22 protein-coding genes are annotated in these 25,204 nt (G+C 71.2%); 10 read left to right on the plus strand and 12 right to left on the minus strand.

The window, feature by feature from the left end:
• The 4 genes from ACZ79I_RS08810 to ACZ79I_RS08825 all read right to left on the minus strand — a co-directional run bounded on the left by ACZ79I_RS08810 (position 1) and on the right by ACZ79I_RS08825 (position 3,785).
• On the minus strand, positions 1-321 hold the full coding sequence (locus ACZ79I_RS08810) for a bifunctional 3-phenylpropionate/cinnamic acid dioxygenase ferredoxin subunit (protein WP_471495776.1): 321 nt from the start codon (positions 319-321) through the stop codon (positions 1-3).
• On the minus strand, positions 318-1,511 hold the full coding sequence (gene sufD / locus ACZ79I_RS08815) for a Fe-S cluster assembly protein SufD (RefSeq protein ID WP_471495778.1): 1,194 nt from the start codon (positions 1,509-1,511) through the stop codon (positions 318-320). Before sufD ends, ACZ79I_RS08810 begins: the two co-directional genes overlap by 4 nt.
• An 85-nt stretch (positions 1,512-1,596) precedes the next feature.
• On the minus strand, positions 1,597-3,018 hold the full coding sequence (gene sufB, locus ACZ79I_RS08820; protein WP_471495779.1) for a Fe-S cluster assembly protein SufB: 1,422 nt from the start codon (positions 3,016-3,018) through the stop codon (positions 1,597-1,599).
• Positions 3,015-3,785, minus strand: coding sequence for a helix-turn-helix transcriptional regulator (locus tag ACZ79I_RS08825; RefSeq protein WP_471495780.1), 771 nt, complete (start codon positions 3,783-3,785; stop codon positions 3,015-3,017). Before ACZ79I_RS08825 ends, sufB begins: the two co-directional genes overlap by 4 nt.
• A gap of 351 nt (positions 3,786-4,136) precedes the next feature.
• Here ACZ79I_RS08825 and ACZ79I_RS08830 point away from each other — a divergent pair, with 351 nt between their 5' ends.
• The 3 genes from ACZ79I_RS08830 to ACZ79I_RS08840 are packed head-to-tail and all read left to right on the plus strand — an operon-like array spanning position 4,137 to position 6,899.
• Positions 4,137-5,060 carry an ABC transporter ATP-binding protein gene (locus tag ACZ79I_RS08830; protein ID WP_471495782.1) on the plus strand — a complete coding sequence of 308 codons (924 nt, stop codon included), beginning with the start codon at positions 4,137-4,139 and terminating at the stop codon, positions 5,058-5,060.
• A 50-nt stretch (positions 5,061-5,110) separates the two neighbouring features.
• Positions 5,111-5,827 (plus strand): ABC transporter permease, encoded by a 717-nt coding sequence (locus ACZ79I_RS08835; protein ID WP_471504830.1) that lies wholly within the window; start codon positions 5,111-5,113, stop codon positions 5,825-5,827.
• A gap of 55 nt (positions 5,828-5,882) precedes the next feature.
• Positions 5,883-6,899: a COX15/CtaA family protein gene (locus tag ACZ79I_RS08840; protein WP_471495783.1), complete on the plus strand. Its 1,017-nt coding sequence runs from the start codon at positions 5,883-5,885 to the stop codon at positions 6,897-6,899.
• Positions 6,900-7,174: 275 nt separating this feature from the next.
• On the opposite strand, the gene ACZ79I_RS08845 is transcribed toward ACZ79I_RS08840, so the two are convergent.
• From ACZ79I_RS08845 to ACZ79I_RS08855, 3 genes are all read right to left on the minus strand, one after another.
• Positions 7,175-8,281: an amidohydrolase family protein gene (locus tag ACZ79I_RS08845; RefSeq protein WP_471495785.1), complete on the minus strand. Its 1,107-nt coding sequence runs from the start codon at positions 8,279-8,281 to the stop codon at positions 7,175-7,177.
• A 124-nt stretch (positions 8,282-8,405) separates the two neighbouring features.
• Positions 8,406-8,762, minus strand: a complete 357-nt coding sequence (locus ACZ79I_RS08850; protein ID WP_471495786.1) for a hypothetical protein — start codon at positions 8,760-8,762, stop codon at positions 8,406-8,408.
• Positions 8,763-8,854: 92 nt separating this feature from the next.
• The gene (locus tag ACZ79I_RS08855; RefSeq protein WP_471504832.1) at positions 8,855-9,808 is read right to left on the minus strand and encodes a heme o synthase; all 954 of its coding nucleotides are present in this window, start codon (positions 9,806-9,808) and stop codon (positions 8,855-8,857) included.
• A 481-nt stretch (positions 9,809-10,289) separates the two neighbouring features.
• On the opposite strand from ACZ79I_RS08855, the gene tkt reads away from it, so the two are divergent.
• The 5 genes from tkt to pgl are packed head-to-tail and all read left to right on the plus strand — an operon-like array spanning position 10,290 to position 16,961.
• Positions 10,290-12,392: a transketolase gene (gene tkt / locus ACZ79I_RS08860; protein ID WP_471495788.1), complete on the plus strand. Its 2,103-nt coding sequence runs from the start codon at positions 10,290-10,292 to the stop codon at positions 12,390-12,392.
• A 34-nt stretch (positions 12,393-12,426) separates the two neighbouring features.
• Complete coding sequence (gene tal, locus ACZ79I_RS08865; protein WP_471495790.1) at positions 12,427-13,581, plus strand: transaldolase; 1,155 nt, start codon at positions 12,427-12,429, stop codon at positions 13,579-13,581.
• A 4-nt stretch (positions 13,582-13,585) separates the two neighbouring features.
• Entirely contained in the window at positions 13,586-15,118 is a 1,533-nt protein-coding gene (gene zwf / locus ACZ79I_RS08870) for a glucose-6-phosphate dehydrogenase (RefSeq protein ID WP_471495792.1), read from the plus strand.
• Positions 15,115-16,182, plus strand: a complete 1,068-nt coding sequence (gene opcA, locus ACZ79I_RS08875; RefSeq protein ID WP_471495794.1) for a glucose-6-phosphate dehydrogenase assembly protein OpcA — start codon at positions 15,115-15,117, stop codon at positions 16,180-16,182. The genes zwf and opcA overlap by 4 nt, the downstream gene beginning before the upstream one ends.
• On the plus strand, positions 16,179-16,961 hold the full coding sequence (gene pgl / locus ACZ79I_RS08880) for a 6-phosphogluconolactonase (RefSeq protein ID WP_471495796.1): 783 nt from the start codon (positions 16,179-16,181) through the stop codon (positions 16,959-16,961). Before opcA ends, pgl begins: the two co-directional genes overlap by 4 nt.
• 78 nt (positions 16,962-17,039) lie before the next feature.
• Here pgl and ACZ79I_RS08885 read toward each other — a convergent pair whose 3' ends face one another.
• The 5 genes from ACZ79I_RS08885 to ACZ79I_RS08905 all read right to left on the minus strand — a co-directional run bounded on the left by ACZ79I_RS08885 (position 17,040) and on the right by ACZ79I_RS08905 (position 23,743).
• Positions 17,040-17,879 carry a carbohydrate ABC transporter permease gene (locus tag ACZ79I_RS08885; RefSeq protein ID WP_471495798.1) on the minus strand — a complete coding sequence of 280 codons (840 nt, stop codon included), beginning with the start codon at positions 17,877-17,879 and terminating at the stop codon, positions 17,040-17,042.
• Positions 17,876-19,237 carry an ABC transporter permease gene (locus ACZ79I_RS08890; protein ID WP_471495799.1) on the minus strand — a complete coding sequence of 454 codons (1,362 nt, stop codon included), beginning with the start codon at positions 19,235-19,237 and terminating at the stop codon, positions 17,876-17,878. Before ACZ79I_RS08890 ends, ACZ79I_RS08885 begins: the two co-directional genes overlap by 4 nt.
• Positions 19,238-19,243: 6 nt before the next feature.
• Positions 19,244-20,572: an ABC transporter substrate-binding protein gene (locus ACZ79I_RS08895; RefSeq protein WP_471495801.1), complete on the minus strand. Its 1,329-nt coding sequence runs from the start codon at positions 20,570-20,572 to the stop codon at positions 19,244-19,246.
• A 50-nt stretch (positions 20,573-20,622) separates the two neighbouring features.
• Positions 20,623-22,254, minus strand: a complete 1,632-nt coding sequence (locus tag ACZ79I_RS08900) for a glycoside hydrolase family 13 protein (protein WP_471504834.1) — start codon at positions 22,252-22,254, stop codon at positions 20,623-20,625.
• A 217-nt stretch (positions 22,255-22,471) separates the two neighbouring features.
• A complete protein-coding gene (locus ACZ79I_RS08905) occupies positions 22,472-23,743 on the minus strand; it encodes an ABC transporter substrate-binding protein (protein WP_471495803.1) in 1,272 nt (423 codons plus the stop codon).
• 123 nt (positions 23,744-23,866) lie between these two features.
• Here ACZ79I_RS08905 and ACZ79I_RS08910 point away from each other — a divergent pair, with 123 nt between their 5' ends.
• Both ACZ79I_RS08910 and ACZ79I_RS08915 read left to right on the plus strand, forming a co-directional pair.
• The gene (locus ACZ79I_RS08910; RefSeq protein ID WP_471495805.1) at positions 23,867-24,382 is read left to right on the plus strand and encodes a PadR family transcriptional regulator; all 516 of its coding nucleotides are present in this window, start codon (positions 23,867-23,869) and stop codon (positions 24,380-24,382) included.
• Positions 24,379-25,128 (plus strand): ABC transporter ATP-binding protein, encoded by a 750-nt coding sequence (locus ACZ79I_RS08915; RefSeq protein ID WP_471495807.1) that lies wholly within the window; start codon positions 24,379-24,381, stop codon positions 25,126-25,128. Before ACZ79I_RS08910 ends, ACZ79I_RS08915 begins: the two co-directional genes overlap by 4 nt.
• Positions 25,129-25,204: the final 76 nt, after the last annotated feature.

Raw genomic sequence — 25,204 nt, forward strand, 5'->3', positions numbered from 1 at the left:
TCAGGACTCCTGGGTGAGGGAGACGAGCACGTCGTCCCCTTCGATCTTTACGGGGTATACGGGGACGGGGCGCGTCGCGGGAAGGCCGGACGGCTTGCCGGTGCGGAGGTCGAAGCTGGAGCCGTGCAGCCAACACTCGATCTGGCAGTCCTCCACCTCGCCCTCGGAGAGCGAGACGTTCGCGTGGGAGCAGATGTCGTTGATCGCGAACACCTCTCCCTCGGTCTTCACGACCGAGATGGGCGTGCCGTCGAGCTCCACCCGCTTCGGGGTGTTCTCCTCCAGCTCGCTCAGCCCGCAGGCGCGTACGAATGTGGTCATGCGACCGACGCCTCCAGCTCCTCTTCGATCTTGGTGAGCAGGCGCTCCTCGATGTCCTGGACGCCGATCTGCTGGACCAGCTCGGCGAAAAAGCCGCGGACCACCAGGCGGCGCGCCTCGTGTTCCGGGATGCCGCGGGCCATCAGGTAGAAGAGCTGCTCGTCGTCGAAGCGGCCGGTGGCGGACGCGTGGCCGGCGCCGGCGATCTCGCCGGTCTCGATCTCCAGGTTCGGGACCGAGTCGACCCGCGCGCCGTCCGTCAGGACCAGGTTGCGGTTCATCTCGTAGGTGTCCGTGCCCTCGGCCGCGGCCTCGATCAGGACGTCGCCGATCCACACCGCGTGGGCGTCGTCGCCCTGGAGCGCGCCCTTGTAGGCGACGTTCGACTTGCAGTGCGGGGTGTTGTGGTCGACGAAGAGGCGGTGCTCCTGGTGCTGGCCGCGGTCGGTGAAGTACAGGCCGTACAGCTCGGCCTCGCCCCCCGGGCCCGCGTACGTCACCCGCGGGTGCAGCCGGACCACGTCGCCGCCGAAGGTCACGACGATCGACTTGAAGGACGCGTCGCGGCCGACCAGCGCGTTGTGCTGGGCCGCGTGCACGGCCCGGTCATCCCAGTCCTGGACGGATACGACGGTCAGCTTGGCGCCGTCGCCCAGGAGGTAGTCGACGCCCGCGGCGAGCACCGCGTCACCGGTGTGGTCGATGACGACGACCGCCTCGGCGAAGGCGCCGAGTTCGATCACCTGGTGGCCGTAGGCGACCCCGCCCTGGCCGTGTACGGCGATGCGGATCGGCTCGGTGAGGACGGTCTCCTTCGGGACGGTCACGACCGACGCCTTCTCGAAGGCGGAGTACGCCTGCGCGGCGACACGGTCCACGGGGGTGCCCGCCCGGCCGAGCCGCGCGTCGTCGCGGCCGACGGTCTCGACGATGACGCCCTCGGGGGCCTCGACGACGACCTTCACGCCCTCACTGGTGGCTGCGGCGGTGCCGTCGTGCAGCCCGCGCAGCCGCTCCAGCGGCGTGAACCGCCACTCCTCCTCGCGGCCGTGCGGGACCGGGAAGTCCGCGACGTCGAAGGACGGCGGCGCGCTCATGCGCGTGGCGACGGTCGACTCGGCGGCCACCGCGATCGAGCCGGCGGTGGTGGAGCCCGCCGGGATCACCGGGATGTTCTGGGCCTCGGCCATGGCTGTCGTTGTGCTCTCTTCCTGCGTCGGTTGTGATCTTCGGCCCGCCCCGTACGGGCGGGCCGCTACTGCTCGGAGGGGCCGGTCAGCCGACCGCGCCTTCCATCTGCAGCTCGATCAGCCGGTTGAGCTCCAGCGCGTACTCCATGGGCAGCTCCTTGGCGATCGGCTCGACGAAGCCGCGCACGATCATCGCCATCGCCTCGTCCTCGGACAGACCGCGGCTCATCAGGTAGAAGAGCTGGTCCTCGGAGACCTTGGAGACGGTGGCCTCGTGGCCCATGGACACGTCGTCCTCGCGGACGTCGACGTACGGGTACGTGTCGGACCGCGAGATCGTGTCGACGAGCAGGGCGTCGCAGAGCACGTTCGACTTGGCGCCCGGGGCACCCTCGCCGATCTCGATGAGGCCGCGGTAGGAGGTACGGCCGCCGCCGCGCGCCACCGACTTGGAGACGATGTTCGACGACGTGTTCGGCGCCATGTGGACCATCTTGGCGCCGGCGTCCTGGTGCTGGCCCTCGCCCGCGAAGGCGATGGAGAGGGTCTCGCCCTTGGCGTGCTCGCCCATCAGGTAGACGGCCGGGTACTTCATCGTCACCTTGGAGCCGATGTTGCCGTCGACCCACTCCATGGTCGCGCCCTCGTAGGCCACGGCACGCTTGGTGACCAGGTTGTAGACGTTGTTCGACCAGTTCTGGATGGTCGTGTAGCGGCAGCGGGCGTTCTTCTTGACGATGATCTCGACGACCGCGGAGTGCAGCGAGTCGGACTTGTAGATCGGGGCCGTGCACCCCTCGACGTAGTGCACGTAGGCACCCTCGTCGACGATGATCAGGGTCCGCTCGAACTGGCCCATGTTCTCGGTGTTGATGCGGAAGTACGCCTGCAGCGGGATCTCCACGTGCACGCCCGGCGGCACGTAGATGAAGGAGCCTCCGGACCACACGGCGGTGTTCAGCGCGGCGAACTTGTTGTCACCGACCGGGATGACGGTCCCGAAGTACTGCTTGAAGAGTTCCGGGTACTGCTTCAGGGCCGAGTCGGTGTCCAGGAAGACGACGCCCTGCTCCTCCAGGTCCTCGCGGATCTGGTGGTAGACGACCTCCGACTCGTACTGGGCCGCGACACCGGCCACCAGGCGCTGCTTCTCCGCCTCCGGGATGCCGAGCCTGTCGTAGGTGTTCTTGATGTCCTCAGGCAGGTCCTCCCAGGACTGCGCCTGCTTCTCCGTGGAGCGCACGAAGTACTTGATGTTGTCGAAGTCGATGCCCGACAGGTCCGAGCCCCAGTTCGGCATGGGCTTCTTCTCGAAGAGCTTCAGGCCCTTGAGGCGCAGCTTCGTCATCCACTCCGGCTCGGACTTCTTCGCCGAGATGTCGCGGACGACGTCCTCGTTCAGACCGCGCTTCGCCGCGGCACCGGCCTCGTCGGAGTCGGCCCAGCCGTACTCGTACTTGCCCAGGCCCTCCAGTTCGGGGTGGGCGGTCTCCGTGGGGAGAGTCATGCGGGGTTCCTCCCGGCCGTGCTGGCAGATGCGTTGTGGGTGGTCTTGGACTTCTTCGAGGCGTGTGCCGCCTTCGGGATGAACGTCGTGCAGACGCCGTCGCCGTGCGCGATCGTCGCCAGTCGCTGGACGTGCGTGCCGAGCAGCTGGGAGAAGATCTCCGTCTCGGCCTCGCACAGCTGCGGGAACTGCTCCGCGACATGCGCGACCGGGCAGTGGTGCTGGCACAGCTGCTCGCCCGTGTGCGGGAGGGGCGCGCTGCGCGCCGTGGCAGCGTACCCGTCGGCGCTCAGGGCCTTGGCCAGCGCTTCGGTCCGCTGGTCGGGGTCGGCGGACTCGACCGCCTCACGGTACGCCCCGGCCTGGGCGGCGACCCGGGCACGCGCGAAGGCGGCGACCGCCGCTTCCCCGCCCTCCCGCGCGGCGATCCAGCGCAGGGCGTCCGCGGCGAGCTTGTCGTACGACTGGTCGAAGGCGTCGCGGCCGCAGTCGGTGAGCACGAAGACCTTGGCGGGGCGACCGCGCGTACGCGCCCCGTACACGCGCTGCTCACGCGCCTCGACGACATCGTCCGCGACCAGTGCGTCCAGGTGCCGCCGTACGGCCGCCTGGGTGAGCCCCAGCCGCCCGGCGAGTTCGGCGACGGTCGACGGGCCGTGGTCCAGGATGGACCGCGCGATCCGGTTGCGCGTCGAGCGCTCCCCGGTCGCTAGCTCCTCCTCAGAGGCCCCCATGGGGGTCTCCCGAGCTTCGCCGACGTTTTTCACAACGCCATTGTTGCGTAATTCCTCAGAGCCTGACAAGCGCCGGTCCGGGCGGACCCGCGGTGCGGTGCATCACTTAGGCATACCTAAGCCGACCTGCGAAAACGATCTTTGATCGGTCATCGGGGAGACAGTCGCGCGGCCCGCCCGGAGGACCCCGGGCCGCCCCCCGCCCCTCTCCGACCGGCCCTCTTGTCGCGCGGACCGCCCTCGCGGCGCGCTCCGGCGCACCGCCGCCCACGGCGGCGGACGGGGGGCGCGCGGACCGGTGGCCGGTGTCGTACCGGCCGGACGACGGGTGGTTTCCGGACCCCCGCGTCCGGCACCCGGTCGCCGTACCTAGACTCTGGACCCATGCGAAGTGAGCCGGTCGTCCAGGTGCAGGCCCTGGTGAAGCGGTACGGCACGAAGACCGCGGTGCACGGCCTCGACCTGGTGGCCGCGGCGGGTGTCACCGCCGTGCTCGGCCCCAACGGCGCGGGCAAGACCACCACGGTCGAGACCTGCGAGGGATACCGGAAGCCCGACTCCGGCACGGTGCGCGTCCTGGGCCTCGACCCCGTGCGGGACGCGGCCGCGCTGCGCCCCCGGATCGGCGTCATGCTCCAGTCCGGCGGCGTCTACTCCGGCGCCCGCGCGGAGGAGATGCTGCGCCACGTCGCCAGACTGCACGCGCATCCGCTCGACGTGGACGCGCTCATCGAGCGGATGGGGCTCGGCGGCTGCGGGCGCACCCCGTACCGGCGGCTGTCGGGCGGGCAGCAGCAGCGGCTCGCCCTCGCCATGGCCGTCGTCGGCCGCCCGGAGCTGGTCTTCCTGGACGAGCCGACCGCCGGCCTCGATCCCCAGGCCCGCCGGGCCACCTGGGACCTGGTGCGCGATCTGCGCGCCGACGGCGTGTCCGTGATCCTGACCACCCACTACATGGACGAGGCCGAGCAGCTCGCCGACGACGTGGCGATCATCGACGCGGGCCGGGTCATCGCGCAGGGCTCCCCGGAGGAGCTGTGCCGCGGCGGCGCCGAGAACACACTGCGCTTCACGGGCCGGCCGGGCCTCGACGTGGGGTCCCTGCTGAAGGCGCTCCCGGCGGACTGCACGGCCGCGGAGCCGGCGCCGGGCGCGTACCGCGTCGAAGGCAAGGTCGACCCGCAACTGCTCGCGACGGTCACCTCCTGGTGCGCCCAGCACGGGGTGATGCCGGACAGGATCTCCGTCGAACGACACACCCTCGAGGATGTGTTCCTGGAACTCACGGGCAAGGAGCTGCGTTCGTGACCACCGCCGGTACGTACACGCCGAAGCCCGGCGCCGCGCCGCTCCCGCGCATGATCGCGGCGCAGGCCGCGCTCGAGACCAAGATGCTGCTCCGCAACGGCGAGCAGTTGCTGCTCACGGTCGTCATCCCGACGCTGCTGCTGGTCCTCTTCAGTTCCGTCGACATCGTCGACACCGGGGCCGGCAAGGCCGTCGACTTCCTCACCCCCGGCGTCCTCGCGCTCGCGGTGATGTCGACCGCGTTCACCGGCCAGGCCATCGCGACCGGTTTCGAGCGCCGGTACGGGGTGCTGAAGCGGCTCGCCGCCTCCCCGCTCCCCCGCTGGGGCCTGATGGCCGCCAAGACGGCCTCCGTCCTCGTGACCGAGGTCTTCCAGGTGGTCCTGCTGACCGTGATCGCCTTCGCGCTGGGCTGGTCCCCGCACGGCGATCCGCTCTCCGTCCTGCTTCTGCTGGTGCTCGGCACGGCGGCCTTCTCCGGGCTCGGACTGCTGATGGCGGGCACCCTGAAGGCGGAGGCCACGCTGGCGGCGGGCAACCTGGTCTTCCTGCTGCTGCTCGTGGGCGGCGGGGTGGTCGTCCCGCTGGACAAGTTCCCCTCCGGCGCCCAGCACGTCCTCGGTCTGCTGCCGATCTCCGCGCTCTCCGACGGCCTGCGGGGCGTCCTGCAGCACGGGGCCGGGACGCCCTGGGGGGACCTGGGGATCCTCGCGGTGTGGGCCGTGGTGGGACTGGCCGCGGCCGGGAAGTTCTTCCGCTGGGAGTGAGACATCGCTCTCGGTCCGGCCCCCTCGTGAAACCATGCACAAGCGGCCCCCTACCATGAGAGGCGTGCCAAACGTGAACCGCGCCGGCGCCCTGGCCGCCGTGCGCAACCCGCTCACCTCCATCGCCGCACGCTGGACCCCGCAGCCCCGGACGGTCCGGCGGGCGGCACTGTCCGCGCTCGTCATGTCGGTGGTCCTCGTCGCCACCGGTGGTGCCGTGCGCCTCACGGGCTCCGGGCTCGGCTGCCCGACCTGGCCCCGGTGCACCGCCGACTCGCTGGCCACGACCAGCGCCATGGGCGTGCACGGCGTCATCGAGTTCGGCAACCGCCTGCTGACGTACGTGCTGTGCGCGGCGGTCGGCTGGGCGATCATCGCCGCACGCGCGCAGAAGCCGTGGCGGCGCAGTCTCACCCGGCTCGGCTGGGCGCAGTTCTGGATCGTCATGGGCAACGCGGTCCTCGGCGGCATCGTGGTCCTCGTCGGCCTCAACCCGTACACCGTCGCCGCCCACTTCCTGCTCACCTCCGCGCTCATCACGGTGGCCACCCTCATGTGGCAGCGCGCGCGGGAGGGTGACACGGCGCCGCGTCCCCTGGTCGGCAAGGCCGTGCAGCAACTGGTGTGGTTCCTGGTCGCCGCCTCCACGCTGCTGCTCGTGGTCGGCACCGTGGTCACCGGCGCGGGCCCGCACGCGGGCGATTCCAGCGACGTCGAGCGCATGCCGGTCGACTGGGAGACCGTCGCCAAGCTGCACGCCGTGCTCGCCTGGATCGTGGTGACGCTGACCTTCGCGCTGTGGTTCGTGCTCAAGGCGGTCGACGCGCCCGCGGGCCCGCTGCACCGCACCCGTGAGCTGTTCCTGATCCTCCTGGGCCAGGGCGTCATCGGCTACGTCCAGTTCTTCACGCACCTGCCGGAGATCCTGGTCGGCGTCCACATGTTCGGCTCGGGGCTGATGTGGATATGGGTGCTCCGGGTGCTGCTGTCGCTGCGCGAGCGCCCCGAGGAGGCGCCGGGCGCACCGGACAGCCCGGGTCCCGCGGCCGAGTCGGCGCTCTCCGCGGCCTGAGACCGGCCCCGTGACGCCGTACCGCCCGCTGCCGCCACGGTGCCGCCCGCCGTACCGCCCGCTGCCGGGCGGCCCGGCGGGCGGCACCGTGCCGCGCCCCCGACGAGCGCGGCACGCGGCACACCGCAGGGCGGGCCCGCCGGCGGGCACGGCTCCCGGCACGGCTCCCGGCGCCTAAGGCCCGCCGGCGGGCACGGTTCGCGGGGATCGGCTGCGGTACGCGGGAGACGCGGTCGCCGGCGGATGCGGCACGCCGGGGCGGCGCCCCCACACGGTCACTCCAGTCCGTAGACCCGCCGTGCGTTCCCCGCGGCGATCATGTCCGCAACGCGCTGCGCGTCCTCCAGGGACCAGGCGCCCTCGGCGGCCCAGGTTCCGAGCACCCGCGAGAGCGCCTCGCGGAACAGGCGGGCGCCGATCACATGGAGTTCGGGCAGGCCGTGCGCGCCGCTGGAGAAGAGGATCTTGCCGAAGGGGGCCAGTTCCAGGATCTCGGCCACGACGGCCGCGGCCCGGGCGCCCGTGCGGGCGAGCGCCGCGCCGAGGTCCGCGTACACATGCGGGAAGACCCCGGCCAGATGCGCGGCGTGCCGGTGGTACGGATAACCGTGCAGCAGGACGAGATCCGTGCCGAGACCGGCGGTGGCGCGTACGAAGTCGGTGAGCAGGACCGGGTCGGTGCGGTCGATCCGCAGCCCCGGCTCGCCGAGCCCGGCGTGGAGCTGGATGGGCCGTCCCGAGGCCACCGCGCTCCACAGCAGATGGCGCAGCAGCACCGGGTCCGACAGCGCGCCGCCCACCGGGCGGTCCGCGAGCCAGCGGCCGGCCGCGCCCCGCACCTCCCCCGGCCCCGGCGGCTCCGGCGCGAGGGCCAGCCCGTGCCGTACCCCCGCCAGCGAGGTGAACGCCACCGCGTGCGCCGCCGCCCCGTGGACCGACTCGGCGAGATTGGCGAGGAACGACTCCACCGTCCCGGAGGTGTCGGCCACCTGTTCGGCGAGCAGCTCCAGGCGGACGATCTCGTGGGCCTCGGCGTCCCCGGCCGAGGCCATCTCGCCTGGACCGGTGAGATCGCCGGGCAGCCCGGTGTCGACGAGGTACGTGGTGATGCCGCTGCCGCGCAGGAGTCTGCGCCCGGCCTCCAGGACGCCGAGCTCGCGGCGCCGGGCGAGATAGCGGGCGGGCGGGCAGTGCGGCTCCAGGCCGAGCAGGGGCGGACACCAGCGGCGCACGGCGAAACCCGTCTGGGTGTCGAAGAGGGTGGTGCCGGCGGCCGGCGGGCCCTCGGTACGGGCGAGGTGGGCCTCGAACGTGCCGAGGCCCAACTCGGTGCGCAGCACGCCGTGGCAGTACTGGTCCACCAGGGACGGCGTTTCGATCATCCGGACTCCCCGCGACTGGACCGTGTCTCTTCACGTCCTAACGGGTGAACCGGGCGTGAGGTGTTGCTCCTGCCGCACGGTGCCTGTGAGCGGGGCGCCGGACCGGCCCCGCACCGCCGCGGGCTCAGGCGCCCCGGCGGCCGCTCACCTGGATCCCGGCCATGCGCGTCCACTCGTACGGGCCGGTCTTCACCTTGGCCGCGAACTCGCCGTCGAACGCCTCGTGGACGGTGATGCCCGCCTTCCGTACCGCCTTCTCGGCGATCGCGTACGTAGGTGCGACGAGGTCGCCCCAGCCGCCGTCCTCGCCGACGAGCACGATCCGGGCGCCCCGCTGGCCGATGTACGCCACCTGTCCCTCGGCGCCGCCGTGCGCCTTGGCGAAGGCGTTGATCTCCTTGGCGAGCCGGGCGGCCCTGCGCTCGTCCCCGGCGGCCTGCCGGGCGTCCGCGCCCTCGTCAACCTGCTTGGTGTCTGCCATGGTCAGGATGCTACCGACGGGTAGACGCCACGGCGACGGGCAGGGTGCGTGGCCTTGACCACCCTCCCGCCCCTCGGTGCCCAGCTCGGCGCTCAGCGCAGGAAGGGGTCCACCGCCACCGCGACGAACAGCAGCGAGACATAGGTGATGCTCCAGTGGAACAGCCGCATCTCCTTCAGCTTCGCGCCCGTCACCCCGGCCCTCGCCCGGTGCTGCAGCGCGTGCGCCTCCCACAGCCACCAGCCGCCGACCGCCAGCGCGACCGCCGTGTAGAACCAGCCCGTGTAGCCGAGCGGGGTGAGCAGCAGCGAGACCGCGACCATGACCCAGCTGTAGACGACGATCTGGCGGGCCACCACCTTGTTGGAGGCGATGACGGGCAGCATCGGCACGCCCGCGCGCGCGTAGTCGTCCTTGACCTTCATGGACAGCGGCCAGTAGTGCGGCGGCGTCCAGAAGAAGATGACGAGGAAGAGGATGACCGGCGCCCACGACAGGGAGTTCGTCACGGCGGACCAGCCGATGAGGACCGGCATGCAGCCGGCGATGCCGCCCCACACGATGTTCTGCGCCGTACGCCGTTTGAGGATCATCGTGTAGACGACGACGTAGAAGAGGAACGCCCCGAGCGACAGCCACGCGGACAGCCAGTTGACGGTGAAACCGAACAGCAGTGTCGAGACGACCGCCAGCGAGATGCCGAAGACCAGGCACTCCCCGGGGCTGACCATTCCGGTGACCAGCGGACGCTGCGAGGTGCGCTCCATGACGGCGTCGATGTCGCGGTCGATGTACATGTTCAGCGCGTTGGCACCACCCGCGGAGAGGTAGCCGCCGAGACAGGTGAGCAGCACCAGCCGGAGGCTCGGCACGCCCTGCTGGGCGAGGAACATCACCGGGACGGTGGTGATCAGCAGCAGTTCGATGATCCGCGGCTTGGTCAGCGCAACGAACGCCTTGGCACGGGCCCCAAACGGCCGCTGGCCCCGGCTGCTGCTCGTCGCGAGCACTCCCGGCGGACGGGATTCGACGGCCGTCACGTACACCCCTGACAGAGACATCCCAGCGAGCCCCCCGTCTGTGAACCCGGGGTAAAGACTCGCGCGTACCCGGGCAACTCTAGACGTTGCCCACAGCCCGCCCTTCGTGGGGGTGGGTCGTGTTGGCGGCCCTCGTCACCGGGTGCCGTCCGCCGGAGGGCGGAGGGCGGAGCGCCGGCGGAGGGTGCGGCGCACGGTCACGCGCCCCGGGGGCGGCATGCCGCCGGGTACGGCGTCACACGGTGGCACACGGGCCCACGCGGGGGCGTGCGCAGAGCCGCGCACGGCTCGATTGAGCACTCGGATGACCGGCTCCGTATTCAGTTGCCGAACGGTGATCAGGCGGTCGGGAAGCGGGATCGGGGCGACTCCCGGAAGTCTGGCGCGACTCGAAAAGACGCACGTACCTACGGGGGTAGGCTCGTCAGCGGCCGGTGGGCGCCCAGTGCACCGGCATACGACATGTGGAGAGGAGCCCTGACCCAGGGTGAGCACCAAGCCGACCACCACAGACCTCGAGTGGACCGAATTGGACCAGCGGGCCGTCGACACCGCCCGCGTCCTGGCCGCCGATGCCGTACAGAAGGTCGGCAACGGCCATCCGGGTACGGCGATGAGCCTGGCTCCGGCCGCCTACACCCTCTTCCAGAAGGTGATGCGCCACGACCCGGCCGACGCCGGCTGGGTGGGGCGTGACCGCTTCGTGCTGTCCGCCGGCCACTCGTCCCTGACCCTCTACACCCAGCTCTACCTGGCCGGCTTCGGTCTGGAGCTCGATGATCTGAAGGCCTTCAGGACCTGGGGTTCCAAGACGCCGGGCCACCCCGAGTACGGCCACACGGTGGGCGTGGAGACGACGACCGGCCCGCTGGGCCAGGGCGTCGCCAACGCGGTGGGCATGGCCATGGCCGCCCGCTACGAGCGCGGCCTGTTCGACCCGGAGGCCCCGCAGGGCGAGTCCCCCTTCGACCACTTCGTCTACTGCATCGCCGGTGACGGCTGCCTCCAGGAGGGCATCTCCGCCGAGGCGTCCTCGCTGGCCGGTCACCAGAAGCTCGGCAACCTGATCCTGCTGTGGGACGACAACCACATCTCGATCGAGGGCGACACGGAGACCGCGATCTCCGAGGACACGGCCCTGCGGTACGAGGCGTACGGCTGGCATGTGCAGCGCGTGGCGCCGAAGCCCGACGGCGACCTGGACCCGCACGCCCTCTACAACGCGATCCAGCAGGCCAGGGAGGTCACGGACCGGCCCTCGTTCATCGCGATGCGCTCGATCATCGCCTGGCCCGCCCCGAACGCGCAGAACACCGAGGCCGCGCACGGCTCGGCCCTGGGCGAGGAGGAGGTCGCGGCCACCAAGCGCGTCCTCGGCTTCGACCCGGACAAGACCTTCGAGGTCTCCGACGAGGTCATCGGCCACACCCGCAAGGCGCTGGAGCGCGGCCGTCAGGCCAGGGCCGAGTGGGAGAAGTCGTTCCAGGAGTGGCGGGGCAGCCATCCGGAGCGCGCCGCCGAGTTCGACCGCATCGGCAAGGGCGAGCTGCCCACCGGCTGGGAGGAGAAGCTTCCGGTCTTCGAGGCGGGCAAGGGCGTCGCCACGCGGGCCGCGTCGGGCAAGGTGCTGCAGGCGCTGGGCGCGGTCATCCCCGAGCTGTGGGGCGGCTCGGCGGACCTGGCCGGCTCGAACAACACCACCATCGACAAGACCAGCTCCTTCCTGCCCGGGGGCAACCCGCTGCCGGAGGCCGACCCCTACGGCCGCACCATCCACTTCGGCATCCGCGAGCACGCCATGGCCGCGGAGATGAACGGCATCGCCCTGCACGGCAACACCCGCGTCTACGGCGGCACCTTCCTCGTGTTCTCCGACTACATGCGCAACGCCGTCCGCCTGTCCGCACTGATGCACCTGCCGGTGACGTACGTGTGGACCCACGACTCCATCGGCCTGGGCGAGGACGGCCCCACCCACCAGCCCGTCGAGCACCTCGCCTCGCTGCGCGCCATCCCCGGCCTGAACATCGTCCGCCCCGCCGACGCCAACGAGACCGCCATCGCCTGGCGCGAGATCCTCAAGCGCCACACCAAGGAGTGGGGCAAGGGCGCCCCGCACGGTCTCGCGCTGACCCGTCAGGGCGTGCCGACGTACGAGCCCAACGAGGACACGGTGCGCGGCGGTTATGTGATGGCCGAGGCCGAGGGGGCCGACGGGCAGGGCGCCGAGCCGCAGGTGATCCTGGTCGCCACCGGTTCCGAGGTGCACATCGCCGTCGAGGCGCGCGAGCGGCTCCAGGCGGAGGGGGTCCCGACGCGGGTGGTGTCGATGCCGTCCGTGGAGTGGTTCGAGGAGCAGGACCAGGGGTACCGGGACAGCGTCCTGCCGCCGTCGGTGAAGGCGCGGGTGGCGGTCGAGGCCGGGATCGGTCTCACCTGGCACAAGTACGTCGGGGACGCCGGCCGCATCGTGTCCCTGGAGCACTTCGGGGCCTCGGCGGACGGCAAGGTCCTCTTCCGCGAGTTCGGTTTCACCGCCGAGAACGTCGCGGCCGCCGCCCGGGAATCCATCGCCGCGGCCCAGCGCTGACGCTGATATACGAGACGTAGGAGATGCAATTTCCATGACAGACGCACTGAAGCGCCTCTCCGAAGCAGGCGTCGCGATCTGGCTGGACGACCTGTCCCGCAGGCGGATCACGTCCGGAAACCTCGCCGAGCTGATCGACCAGCAGCACGTCGTGGGCGTCACCACCAACCCGACGATCTTCCAGAAGGCGATCTCGGCCGGATGGGGGTCCCCCCGCTCGAGCGAAGCCGAGAGTGGGGGAGGGTACGAGCAGCAGCTCGCCGACCTCGCCGCCCGCAAGGTCACCGTCGAAGAGGCGGTGCGCATGATCACGACGGCGGACGTCCGGGACGCCGCCGACATCCTGCGTCCGGTGTTCGACGCCACGCAGGGCCGGGACGGCCGGGTGTCGATCGAGGTCGATCCGCGTCTGGCGCACAACGCCCGGGCCACGGTCGCCGAGGCCAGGCAGCTGGCCTGGCTGGTCGACCGTCCGAACACGCTCATCAAGATCCCGGCCACCAAGGCGGGCCTGCCTGCGATCACCGAGACCATCGCCAACGGCATCAGCGTCAACGTCACCCTGATCTTCTCGCTGGAGCGCTACCGCGAGGTCATGGACGCGTACATGACCGGGCTGGAGAGGGCGAAGGAGCGCGGCCTGGATCTGTCCGCGATCCACTCGGTGGCGTCGTTCTTCGTGTCCCGCGTGGACACCGAGATCGACAAGCGGATCGACGCGCTGGGCACGCCGGAGGCCAAGGCGCTGCGCGGCAGGGCGGCGGTCGCCAACGCGCGGCTCGCCTACCAGGCGTACGAGGAGGCGTTCGGCAGCGACCGCTGGCACGCCCTCGAAAGGGCGCAGGCCAACAGGCAGCGTCCGCTGTGGGCCTCCACCGGCGTCAAGGACAAGGCGTACAAGGACACCCTGTATGTGGACGAGCTGGTGGCGCCGAACACGGTGAACACCATGCCGGAGGCCACCCTGGTGGCCACCGAGGACCACGGCGAGATCACCGGCGACACCATCGCCGGCACCTACGAGCAGGCGCGCGCCGATCTGGACGCCGTCGAGAAGCTCGGGATCCCGTACGACGACGTGGTCCGGCTCCTGGAGGTCGAGGGCGTCGAGAAGTTCGAGGCGTCCTGGAACGACCTGCTCAAGTCGACCGAGGCGGTACTCGAGCGCCTCGCCCCCTCGGAGGGCTGACATCTTGACATCCGTACACGAAGCGAATCCGCTTCGTGACGCCGCGGACCGGCGGCTCCCGCGCATCGCGGGGCCGTCGGGCCTGGTCATCTTCGGCGTTACGGGCGATTTGTCACGTAAAAAGCTGATGCCTGCCGTGTACGACCTGGCCAACCGCGGTCTGCTGCCCCCGGGCTTCTCGCTCGTCGGCTTCGCCCGCCGCGAGTGGCAGGACGAGGACTTCGCCCAGGAGGTCCACGACGCCGTCAAGCAGCACGCTCGTACGCCCTTCCGCGAGGAGGTCTGGCAGCAGCTCATCCAGGGCATGCGCTTCGTCCAGGGCACCTTCGACGACGACGACGCGTTCGAGCGGCTGCGCGCCACCATCGAGGAGCTGGACAAGGCGCAGGGCACCGGGGGCAACTTCGCCTTCTACCTCTCCGTGCCGCCCAGGTCCTTCCCGATGGTCATCCAGCAGCTGAAGAAGCACGGCCTGGCCGACCAGACCGGCGGGTCCTGGCGGCGCGCGGTGATCGAGAAGCCGTTCGGCCACGACCTGAGGTCGGCCGAGGAGCTCAACGCCATCGTCCACGAGGTCTTCGCCCCGGACCAGGTCTTCCGCATCGACCACTACCTGGGCAAGGAGACCGTCCAGAACATCCTGGCGCTGCGCTTCGCCAACACGATGTTCGAGCCGATCTGGAACCGGTCGTTCGTCGACCATGTGCAGATCACCATGGCGGAGGACATCGGCATCGGCGGCCGCGCCGGCTACTACGACGGCATCGGCGCCGCCCGAGACGTCATCCAGAACCACCTCCTGCAGCTGCTCGCCCTCACCGCCATGGAGGAGCCCGCCTCCTTCGGCGCGGACGCCCTGGCCGCCGAGAAGACCAAGGTGCTCGGGGCCGTCCGGCTGCCCAAGGACCTCGGGCGGGACACCGTGTTCGCTCAGTACACGGCCGGCTGGCAGGGCGGCGAGAAGGCGGTCGGCTACCTCCAGGAGGAGGGCATCGACCCTGCGTCGAAGACCGACACCTACGCCGCGATCAGGCTCGGGATCGACAACCGCCGCTGGGCGGGCGTCCCGTTCTACCTGCGCACCGGCAAGCGGCTGGGGCGGCGGGTGACGGAGATCGCGGTGGTCTTCCAGCGCGCCCCGCACTCCCCCTTCGATACCACCGCCACCGAGGAGCTGGGCCAGAACGCGGTCGTCATCCGCGTCCAGCCCGACGAGGGCGTCACCGTCCGCTTCGGCTCCAAGGTGCCGGGGACCTCCATGGAGATCCGGGACGTGTCCATGGACTTCGCCTACGGCGAGTCCTTCACGGAGTCCAGCCCGGAGGCGTACGAGCGGCTGATCCTGGACGTGCTGCTGGGGGACTCGAACCTCTTCCCGCGCACCGAGGAGGTCGAGCTGTCCTGGAAGATCCTCGACCCGATCGAGGAGTACTGGGACACGCACGGCAGGCCCGCGCGGTACCCGGCCGGAACGTGGGGGCCCGTCGAGGCGGACGAGATGCTTCAGCGAGACGGACGGAGCTGGCGCCGGCCATGAAGATCGACCTCACGGACACCACGGCCAGCAAGATCAACAAGGCGCTGGTCCAGGGACGCCGCGCCATCGGCACGCCCGCCGTCGGCATGGTGCTCACCCTCGTCATCGTCACCGACGAGGAGAACGCCTACGACGCCCTGAAGGCCGCCAACGACGCCTCGCGCGAGCATCCCTCGCGCACCCTCGTGGTCATCAGGCGCGTCTCGCGCTCCCCCCGCGACCGCACATCCTCGCGGCTGGACGCCGAGGTGCGGGTGGGTGCCGACGCGGGTACCGGCGAGACGGTGGTGCTGCGGCTGTACGGCGAGGTCGTGGACCATGCCCAGTCGGTGGTGCTGCCGCTGCTGCTGCCGGACGCCCCGGTGGTCGCCTGGTGGCCGGTGAACGCGCCGCTCGACCCGGCCAACGACCCGCTCGGGGCCCTCGCACAGCGCCGGGTCACCGACACCTACGCGGCCGAGTCTCCGGTACGGGAGCTCGGCGCCCGCGCCGACACCTACACGCCCGGCGACACGGACCTGTCGTGGACCCGCATCACGCCCTGGCGCTCCATGCTGGCCGCGGCGCTCGACCAGGTCACCTGCGAGGTGGAGGAGGTCGAGGTGGAGGGCGAGGAGTTCAACCCGAGCTGTGAGCTGCTGGCCATGTGGCTCGCGGACCGGCTGCACGTCCCCGTCAGGCGCGCCCTCTCCGCCGGCCCCGGCCTCACCGCCGTCCGGATGGGCACCAGCTGCGGCCCGATCGTCCTGGACCGGGCCGACGGGTCGCTCGCCACGCTCTCCGTCCAGGGGCAGCCCGACCGTGCGGTGGCGCTCAAGCGACGCGACACGGCCGAGCTGATGGCGGAGGAGCTGCGCAGGCTCGACCCGGACGACACCTACGCGTCGGCGCTGCGGTACGGCGTGGACCGGCTGCGCACGGGCCCGGAACCGGCCGCCGCGGCGACCGGGGAGACGGTGCCGGCCGAGGCGCCCACCGCGGACGCGGCCGAAGGGCCAGCCGCGGCGGCGGCCGGGGCACCGGCACGGGAGCCCTCGTCCCAGGGGGAGGCGGCCGCGCCGTGAGTACGCCCCAGCTGGTGGTGCACCGCGACAAGGAGCTGATGGCCCAGGCCGCGGCGGCCCGCCTGATCACGAAGGTCGTGGACGCGCAGGCGTCGCGCGGCTACGCCTCGGTCGTGCTCACCGGCGGCCGCAACGGCAACGGGCTGCTCGCCGCGCTCGCCGCCGCGCCCGCCCGGGACGCCGTCGACTGGGGCCGGCTCGACCTGTGGTGGGGCGACGAGCGTTTCCTGCCGGAGGGCGACCCGGAACGCAATGTCACCCAGGCCCGCGAGGCGCTGCTCGACTCGGTGCCGCTGGACCCGAAGCGCGTGCACGCCATGCCCGCGTCGGACGGCCCGTACGGCGCCGACGTGGAGACGGCGGCCGAGGCGTACGCGGCGGAGCTGGCCCGGGCCGCGGGGCCCGAGAACCACGGCTCCGTACCGGCCTTCGACGTCCTGATGCTGGGTGTCGGCCCCGACACGCATGTGGCCTCGCTCTTCCCGGAGCTGCCGGCGGTGCGGGAGACCGAGCGGACGGTGGTGGGCGTGCACGGCGCGCCGAAGCCGCCGCCGACCCGGATCACCCTGACGCTGCCGGCGATCAGGTCAGCCCGGGAGGTGTGGCTGCTGGCGGCCGGCGAGGACAAGGCGCAGGCCGCGGCGATCGCGCTGTCCGGTGCGGGCGAGATCCAGGCCCCGGCGGCGGGAGCGTACGGCCGCTCGCGCACCCTGTGGCTCCTGGACGCGGCGGCGGCCTCCCGGCTGCCCCGCTCGCTGTACCCGCCGGCATCGGCCTGAACGGCCTCGTCCTCCGGCGCCGGACGGGCTGAGTGCTCGGCCCGGCCGGCGCCCGGGGAGCGCCCGTGGCACACGCCCCTACTTCACCGATCCCGCCATGACCCCCTGCACGAAGTGCCGCTGGAACGCGAAGAACACCACCACCGGCACGATCAGCGACAGGAACGCCCCGGGGGCCAGCACATCGATGTTGCTGCCGAACTGCCTGATCTGGGACTGCAGTTCCACGGTCAGCGGCTGCGAGGAGCCGTCGGCGAACAGCAGCGCCACCAGCATGTCGTTCCAGACCCACAGGAACTGGAAGATGGCGAGGCTGGCGATGGCGGGCCGTCCCACGGGCAGCACGAGCCGGGTGAAGATGCGCCACTCGCTCCCGCCGTCCATCCGCGCCGCCTCCAGCATCTCCCGCGGCATCTCGGCGAAGTAGTTGCGCAGCAGGAAGACGGCGAAGGGCAGGCCGTACGCCACGTGGAACAGCACGACACCGGGGATCGTGCCGAACAGCCCGAGCTGTCCGAAGAGTTTGGCGACCGGCAGCAGCCCGATCTGCACGGGCACCACCAGCAGGGCCACCACCAGCAGGAAGACCGGCTCGCGCGCCGGGAAGTCCAGCCACGCGAAGGCGTATCCGGCGAGCGCCGCGATGACGACGACGAGCACCGTGGCGGGCACCGAGATCAGCACGGTGTTCCAGAACGCCTGGGTGATCCCCGCGTTCTTCAGCAGCGCCGAGTAGTTGTCGAAGGACAACTGCCCGGGGCTGGCCAGCGCCGTCCACCAACCGCCCTTGGCGGTGTCCTGGGTGGACCGCAGCGACGACAGGAACAGCCCCGCCAGCGGTGTGAGCCAGACCAGGCCGATCACCACGAGGAATGCCTGCACCAGCCCGTTGCCCAGACCGCGCCTGACCGCGTTCATCGCTGACTCCTTCGGAAACGGCGGACGTTGAAGGCCATGGCGGGGATCACCAGCAGCAGGAGCAGCACGCCGAGGGCGCTGCCGAGCCCTTGGTTGTTCCCGCCGCCGAAGGACACCAGCCACATCTGCGTGGCGAGCACGGTGGCGTCCTCCTGCACCGGGCCGGGCGCGATGATGTAGACGAGGTCGAAGACCTTCATCACATTGATCACCAGGGTCACGAACACCACGGTCAGCACGGGCGCCAGCAGCGGCACGGTGATCCGCCGGAAGATCTGCCACTCGTTGGCGCCGTCCATCCGTGCCGCTTCCAGGGCGTCCCGCGGCAGGGTGGACAGTCCGGCACCGATGAGCACCATCGCGAAGCCGGTCCAGATCCACAGGTACGCCCCGATGATGGCCGGGGTGACCAGCGTCGGCCCGAGCCAGGAGATGCCCTGGTAGGGCGGCGCGAAGTTCGACGCCGGGAGGTTCACCGTGTACGCCCCGGAGCCCAGTCCCTCGAAGCGGAAGGAGCCGTCGGACGCGGTCGTCGTCCGCGCCGCGGTGTGCCCGTCGCGGACCGCCTCGACCTTCATCCCCGGCAGTCCGCTCTCCCGCCGGTCGACCTTCCCCTGCCGCCCTCCCCCGCCGGGCGCGAAGTCCAGGTAGACGACACCGCGCAGTTCGCCGGCGGCGGCTTTGCGTCCGGCCGCCGTGTAGGCGGGCTCGGCGCCCGCGGGCAGGTCCTCGGGCAGCACCCCGACGAGCCCGAGGGCCACCGAGTCCCCCGGCGACACGGTCGCGCTCGTCCGGTACGAGCCGTCCCCGGCCTTGGCGAGGCCCTGGCCGTCGCGGGCCCGCGCGGTCGGATACGACGAGGTGCCGCTGAAGGCGTCGTGGACAAAGACCACGGCGGCGTTGAGCACGCCCTTGTTCGGGTCCTCGTCGTAGGCGAGCCGGAAGATGATGCCGGCGGCGAGGAAGGACACCGCCATCGGCATGAACAGCAGCAGCTTGAACGCCGTGGCCCAGCGGACCTTCTCCACCAGGACGGCCAGGATCAGGCCCAGCCCCGTCAGCAGCGCCGGAGCGACGACCACCCAGATGGTGGTGTTGCGGATGGCCTTGAGCGTCGTCGGGTCACGGAACATCTCCGTGTAGTTGTCGCCGCCCACGAAGCGGGTGCCGGACGCGTCGAAGAAACTGCGGCCGATCGAGAACAGCACCGGGTAGACGACGAGGGCCCCGAGCAGGAGCAGCGCGGGGAAGACGAACAGCAGGGCGATCAACCGCCCGCGCCGTCGCAGGCGCCGCGCGCGGGCGGCGCCTGCGACGGGTGGGGGGCTCGCCTCTTTCACGAGCGTGGTGGCGGTCACGGCAGGTCAGCCCTGGTACGCCTTGGCCGCCGCGGCCTCCAGCTTCGCCGCGGTCGCCGTCGGGTCGGACGGGTCGCGCAGGAAGTCCTGCAGCAGCTTCCACTCGCCCGCGCCCTTGGTGCCGCCGAAGGCCGCCGGAGCCTGGTCGGACATGTCGAAGCGGACCGAGTCGCCCGCCGCGACGAGGGACTTGGCGGTCGCACGGGTGACGTCGTCGCCGTAGGAGGCGAGGTCGAGGTGCTTGTTCGGGGACAGGAAGCCGCCCGCCTTCGCCCACACGGCCGCGGCCTCGGGGGTCGCCAGGTACTCCAGGAGCTTCATGCCGGCCTTGGCGTTCTTGCCGTCCTTGAGGACGACCGCCGCGTCGCCGCCGCTGACCACGGGGGCGGTGCCGCCGTCGACCGCGGGGAACGGGAAGAAGTTCGCGTCCTTCCCGATGCTCTTCCCGAACTGGTCGTGGGCGACCCCGGCGACGAAGTCGCCCTCGTAGACCATGCCCGCCTCGGGCTTGGGCCCGAAGACCTTCTCGACGGAGCCGGGGAAGTCGGTGTTGAGGGCCTCCTTCTGGCCGCCCGCGATCAGCTGCTTGTCCTTGAACAGCTTGCCGAGCGTGCCGAGCGCCTTGACCACGCTCGCGTCGGTCCACTTCAGCTTGTGCGCGGCGAGGGCGTCGTACTTCTCGGGTCCGGCCTGGGACAGGTAGACGTTCTCGAACCAGTCGGTGAGCGTCCAGCCGTCCTGCCCGGCGACCGAGAAGGCGGCGAGGCCCGAGTCGGAGACCGTGTGCCCGGCCTTCAGCATGTCGTCGTACGTCGTCGGAGGCTTGACGCCGGCCTGGGTGAAGGCGTCGGGGCTGTACCAGACGGTCGACTTGTGGGCGGCCTTGAAGTACAGGCCGTAGAGGGTGCCGTCGACGCTCCCGTACGTCTTCCACACACTCGCGTAGTCGGCGTCCACGGTCTTTTGCGTGGCTGGCGACAGCGGCGTGAGCCAGCCCTTCTTCGCGAACTGCTGGAGCACGCCGACCTGCGGGACCATCACGACGTCCGGGGCGTTGCCGCCCTCGATCTTGCTGCCGACGACGGTGGAGACGTTGTCACCGGTGGAGACGAACTGGGTCTTGGCGCCGGTCTTCTCGGAGAAGGCGTCGAGCACCTTCTGGAAGTTCTTCTGCTCGCTGCCGGACCAGACACCGGCCACGGTGACCGTCTGGCCGCTGAGCGCCTTGTCCCCGCCGCCGGCGGAGACCGGGCCGCTTCCGCCGCAGGCGGTCGCCCCGAGCGCCAGGGCGAGGGCGGTGCAGCCGGTGAGCAGGGTGGTACGTCGTCTCATCATCGTTGATGTCCCTTCGGGTTGGGGAGGTGACGGGGAGGGAGGTGACGGGGTCAGAGGCCGGTGCCGTCGCTGATCCACCAGGCGGCCGTGGAGCCGGGGAGCACCCCGGGCGGGCAGGGTCCGCTGGACAGCAGGGGCGTGCCGGAGACCGGCGCGGGCGTGGGCGCGGTGGTGAAGTTGACGGCGCAGACGAGGTCGTCGCCGCGGACGAAGGCGAGGACACCTGGCGGGGTCTCCAGCCAGCGCAGCGTGCCCTCTCCCAACTGCTCAAGCGCGGCGCGCAGTTGGAGGCCGTCGCGGTAGAGGTGCCAGAAGGAGCGGGTGTCGGCCAGGGCGCGGTCGGTGGCGTGCTCGGCGAACCACTCCGGCTGCGGCAGCCATGGCTTGGCGCCCTCGGCACCGGAGGTGAAGCCGAACGGGGAGGCCGTACCCGACCACGGCAGCGGCACCCGGCAGCCGTCGCGGATGCGGGCGCGGCTGCCGGTGCGGCGGAAGATCGGGTCGGTGAGGACGTCGTCGGGCAGGTCGACGACCTCGGGCAGGCCCAGTTCCTCGCCCTGGTAGATGTACGCGGCCCCGGGCAGCGCCAGCATCAGCAGCGCGGCGGCGCGGGCACGGACGGCGCCGAGGCCGCTGCCGCCGGTCGTGGGCTCGCCGTAGCGGGTGACGGTGCGGACCTGGTCGTGGTTGTTGAGGACCCAGGTGACCGTCGAGCCCGTGCCGGCTATGTCCTGCATGGCCTCGGAGATGACCTTGCGGAAGGCGTCGGCGCTCCAGGGGGCGCTGAGCAGGTCGAAGAAGAACGCCTGGTGGAGTTCGTCGGGCCGGACGTAGCACGCGTGCTCACGGGCGGTCGGCACGGAGACCTCGCCGACCAGCAGGCGCTCGCGGCCGTCGCGCGCCGTGTACTCCTCGCACACCGCCCGCCAGTGCCGCCACACGTCGTGCACCTCGGGCTGGTTCCAGGCGAGCGGGTTGACCGAGTCGCGGGTGCGGGCGTCGGCCTCGGGGTCCGGGGAGTCCGGCAGCGCGGGGTGCTTGAAGAGGCCGGCGGCGACATCGATGCGGAAGCCGTCGACGCCCCGGTCGAGCCAGAAGCGGAGCACATGGTCGAAGTGGGCGGCGACCTCGGGGGTGCGCCAGTTCCAGTCCGGCTGCTCGGGCGTGAACATGTGCAGGTACCACTGGCCCGGGCGGCCGTCCGCCTCGGTGACCCGGGTCCAGGCCGGCCCGCCGAACATGGCGTGCCAGTTGTTGGGCGGCTCGGCGCCGTCCGGGCCTCGGCCGTCGACGAAGTGGAACCGGGCCCGGGCGGGGCTGCCGGGAACGGCGGCGAGGGCTTCGCGGAACCACGGGTGCTCGTGGGAGCAGTGGTTGGGGACGATGTCGAGCAGCACCCTGATGCCGAGCCGCCGGGCGGCCGCCATCAGCAGGTCGAACTCGGCGAGGTCGCCGAAGACCGGGTCGACGTCGCAGTAGTCGGCCACGTCGTAGCCGTGGTCGTGCTGCGGCGAGGGGTAGAAGGGGCTCAGCCAGATCCCGTCGACGCCGAGCTTCTTGAGGTAGGGCAGTCCGGCCCGGACGCCGGACAGATCACCGATGCCGTCGCCGGTGCTGTCCAGGAAGCTGCGGACGTACACCTGGTAGATCACTGCGTCGCGCCACCAGCGGTGGGTGTGGATGCGCTTGAGACTCACCCCGTCGACCTGTCTGTGCGTGCTTACGGTTATGCATGCATGTTAGGTAGGCGTGATATCGAGGTGTCAATGAAAAGCGGTAAACTACCGGACAGTTGGCCTTCCATATGCGGACACATCAGGGCGCTTCACACCGAAGAGAGATGTCCTCGTTACCTAACACGTAACTAGGGAAGAGGGATCGGAAGAGGGGTCGGTGAAGCTAGCGGTGAGAGATCGACGCAAGCTCGCGCGCCAGCCGCCGTACCGCCGACTCGGGCGTCTCGTGCCCGGTGAGCGCGTCGTGCATGACCGCCTGCACCGCCAGGCTGACCTGGTCGTAGCGCGGGCTCTTCGGACGCGGGGCGGCCGCGAGGACGCTCGCACGCAGGGTCGGCAGGTACGGGAACTCCCGCACCAGCTCGGGATCGTCGTACAGCGCGGCCCGCACGGGAGGCAGCGCGCCGCGGGTGAGCACCTGGCGCTGGACGCGCTCGCTGGTGAGGTACGCGATCAGCCGCGCGGCCGAATCGGGGTGCCGCGCATGGGTGTTGACCGCCAGGTTGGAGCCGCCCAGAACGCTGGTCCCCGGGCCGCTCGGGCCCGGCAGCGGCACGGCGCCGATCTTGCCGGCGACCGCGGATCCCCTGGCGGAGGCGACGACGTACGCGTAGGGCCAGTTGCGCAGGAAGAGCAGACGGCCGTCCTGGAACGCCTGCTTGGACTCCTCCTCCTTGTACGTCAGCGCCGCCTTGGGTATCCAGCCCTCGCGCACGCCCCGGGCGAGGAACCCGATGCCCTCGCGGGCCGCCGCCGAGTTCACCGTGACGCGCTCGCCCTCGTCGCCGAGGATGGTGCCGCCCGCCGAGTACACCGCCTCCGCCGCGTTGACGGTGAGGCCCTCGTACGGCAGGAACTGGCCCGCGTAGCCGCCGAGTCCGTACTTGGGGGCGATCGTCTTCGCGTCGCGCTCCAGTTCGGCCCAGGTGCGCGGGGGCCGCACGCCCTCCTCGGCGAGGATGTCCTTGCGGTAGAGCAGCAGACCGGCGTTGGTCACATACGGCACCGCGTACAGCCGGCCGTCGTAGGTCGCCGTGCCCACGACCGGCGGCAGGAAGCTCTGCAGCGGGAAGCGGTCGCGGGGCAGCGGCCGTATCCAGCCGGCCGCCGCGAACTCGGAGGTCCAGGCGACATCGATGTTGAGGACGTCGAAGCGGCCGCGGTCCCCGCCCCGGAGATCGGTGGTCATCTGCGCATGGGTCTCGTCGGCGGAGTCCGGCAGTTCGACGAGGGTGACCCGCTCGCCGGGATGGGTGCGGTTCCAGCCCTCCAGCAGCGGGCCGAGGTAGCCGGTGAGGTCGCCCGCGGTCGCCAGGGTGAGCGGGCCCCGGCCGTGCACGGCCCCCTCGTCGGCACGGGCGCCCGAGGCCATATAACCGGTCATGACCACAGCAAGGACGAGAAGGCCCCTACCGGCGGCGCGCGTCCACCGCATAGGTTCCTCCCTGTACACCGGCACCGGGCACCCTCGCCCGAAGTCAGGGCCATGTATACCCGTTAGGTATGGGCGATACTAGGGCCTGGAGCACATGACGAGGACGCGAGGAGGACAGCACGAGTGCGCCTGGCTCTCCTGGCTCTCCTCTCGCGCGGCCCGGCCCACGGCTACGAGCTCAAGCAGGACCTTGAGCAACTGCTGGGCTCCGCGTACCCTCAGCCCAACGTCGGCCAGATCTACGTCACCCTCGGCCGCCTCGAGAAGTCCGGACTGATCGAGGGCGAGGAGGTCGAGCAGTCCAGCCGGCCCAACAAGAAGATCTACCACCTCACCGACGCCGGGCGGGAGGCGCTGCGCGCCTGGTTCGAGGAGACGGCCGACGAGCCCCGGGTACGCGACGAGTTCTTCATGAAGCTCGCCCTCGCCCCGCGGACCGGTCTCGCCGACCAGATCACCCTGATCAACAAGCAGCGGCGCCAGTACCTCAACACCATGCGCAACCTGTCGAAACTGGCCGCCGCCGAAGACCGCGACAACCGGATCGCCCACCTGCTGATCGAGGGCGCGATGCTGCATCTGCAGGCCGACCTCGACTGGCTGGAGCGGTGCCAGGAGGAACTGGAGGAGCCGGAGTGAGCCACAGCCCCGCTCCTCTGCTGCGGGCCGAGGGGCTCGTCAAGACCCACTACGGCGAGGGTGCGCCGGCGCACGCGGTGCGCGGCGTCGACCTGCGCGTGACCCGAGGCGAGTTCGTGGCCGTCACCGGCCCGTCCGGCGCCGGGAAGTCGACGCTGCTGCACCTGCTGGGCGGCCTGCAGCGGCCGGACCGCGGCAGCATCTGGCTGGACGGCGAGTGCACCGACTCCTACACCGAGGCGCGCTGGGCCGTGGAGCGCAGAAAGCGCATCGGGATCGTCTTCCAGTTCTTCAACCTGGTGTCCAACCTGTCGGTCTCGGACAACGTCGAACTGCCCGCGCTGCTCGCCGGCCGGTCGCCCCGGCAGGCGCGGTCCGAGCGGCAGGAGCTGCTGGCCGAGCTGGGTCTGGAGGGCAAGGAGCGCAGCATGCCGGGCGAGCTGTCCGGTGGCGAGCAGCAGCGGGTCGCGCTGGCCCGGGCCCTGGTGAACCATCCGCCGCTGCTGCTCGCCGACGAGCCCGCGGGCAGCCTCGACAGCAAGGGCACCCGCGAGGTGATGCGGCTGCTCTCCCGCTTCCACCAGCGGGGCCAGACCATCCTGCTCGTCACCCATGACGCCCGGCTGGCGAGCGCCGCGGACCGGGTGATCAGCTTCTTCGACGGCCGGATCGCCGACGACGCGGAGCTGGACGGCACGCCGTCGCGGGGTCCGGGGATCTCGGGTGTGCTGGAGCTGAAGGACTGACTGCGGTGGACGACCAGCTGCCGACGGACGGCCGCACGGGGCGGCCGGCACACGCGCCGGGCCCCCGCCGCGCCCC

The organism is Streptomyces sp. PSU-S4-23 (assembly GCF_055632315.1).

What these genes read in the sequence shown, in the direction of transcription:
- ACZ79I_RS08810 (WP_471495776.1), bottom strand. Translation starts at nt 321, where the DNA reads ATGACCACATTCGTACGCGCCTGCGGGCTGAGCGAGCTGGAGGAGAAC.
- sufD (WP_471495778.1), bottom strand. Translation starts at nt 1,511, where the DNA reads ATGGCCGAGGCCCAGAACATCCCGGTGATCCCGGCGGGCTCCACCACC.
- sufB (WP_471495779.1), bottom strand. Translation starts at nt 3,018, where the DNA reads ATGACTCTCCCCACGGAGACCGCCCACCCCGAACTGGAGGGCCTGGGC.
- ACZ79I_RS08830 (WP_471495782.1), top strand. Translation starts at nt 4,137, where the DNA reads ATGCGAAGTGAGCCGGTCGTCCAGGTGCAGGCCCTGGTGAAGCGGTAC.
- ACZ79I_RS08835 (WP_471504830.1), top strand. Translation starts at nt 5,111, where the DNA reads ATGATCGCGGCGCAGGCCGCGCTCGAGACCAAGATGCTGCTCCGCAAC.
- ACZ79I_RS08840 (WP_471495783.1), top strand. Translation starts at nt 5,883, where the DNA reads ATGAGAGGCGTGCCAAACGTGAACCGCGCCGGCGCCCTGGCCGCCGTG.
- ACZ79I_RS08845 (WP_471495785.1), bottom strand. Translation starts at nt 8,281, where the DNA reads ATGATCGAAACGCCGTCCCTGGTGGACCAGTACTGCCACGGCGTGCTG.
- ACZ79I_RS08850 (WP_471495786.1), bottom strand. Translation starts at nt 8,762, where the DNA reads ATGGCAGACACCAAGCAGGTTGACGAGGGCGCGGACGCCCGGCAGGCC.
- tal (WP_471495790.1), top strand. Translation starts at nt 12,427, where the DNA reads ATGACAGACGCACTGAAGCGCCTCTCCGAAGCAGGCGTCGCGATCTGG.
- opcA (WP_471495794.1), top strand. Translation starts at nt 15,115, where the DNA reads ATGAAGATCGACCTCACGGACACCACGGCCAGCAAGATCAACAAGGCG.
- ACZ79I_RS08885 (WP_471495798.1), bottom strand. Translation starts at nt 17,879, where the DNA reads ATGAACGCGGTCAGGCGCGGTCTGGGCAACGGGCTGGTGCAGGCATTC.
- ACZ79I_RS08895 (WP_471495801.1), bottom strand. Translation starts at nt 20,572, where the DNA reads ATGATGAGACGACGTACCACCCTGCTCACCGGCTGCACCGCCCTCGCC.
- ACZ79I_RS08905 (WP_471495803.1), bottom strand. Translation starts at nt 23,743, where the DNA reads ATGCGGTGGACGCGCGCCGCCGGTAGGGGCCTTCTCGTCCTTGCTGTG.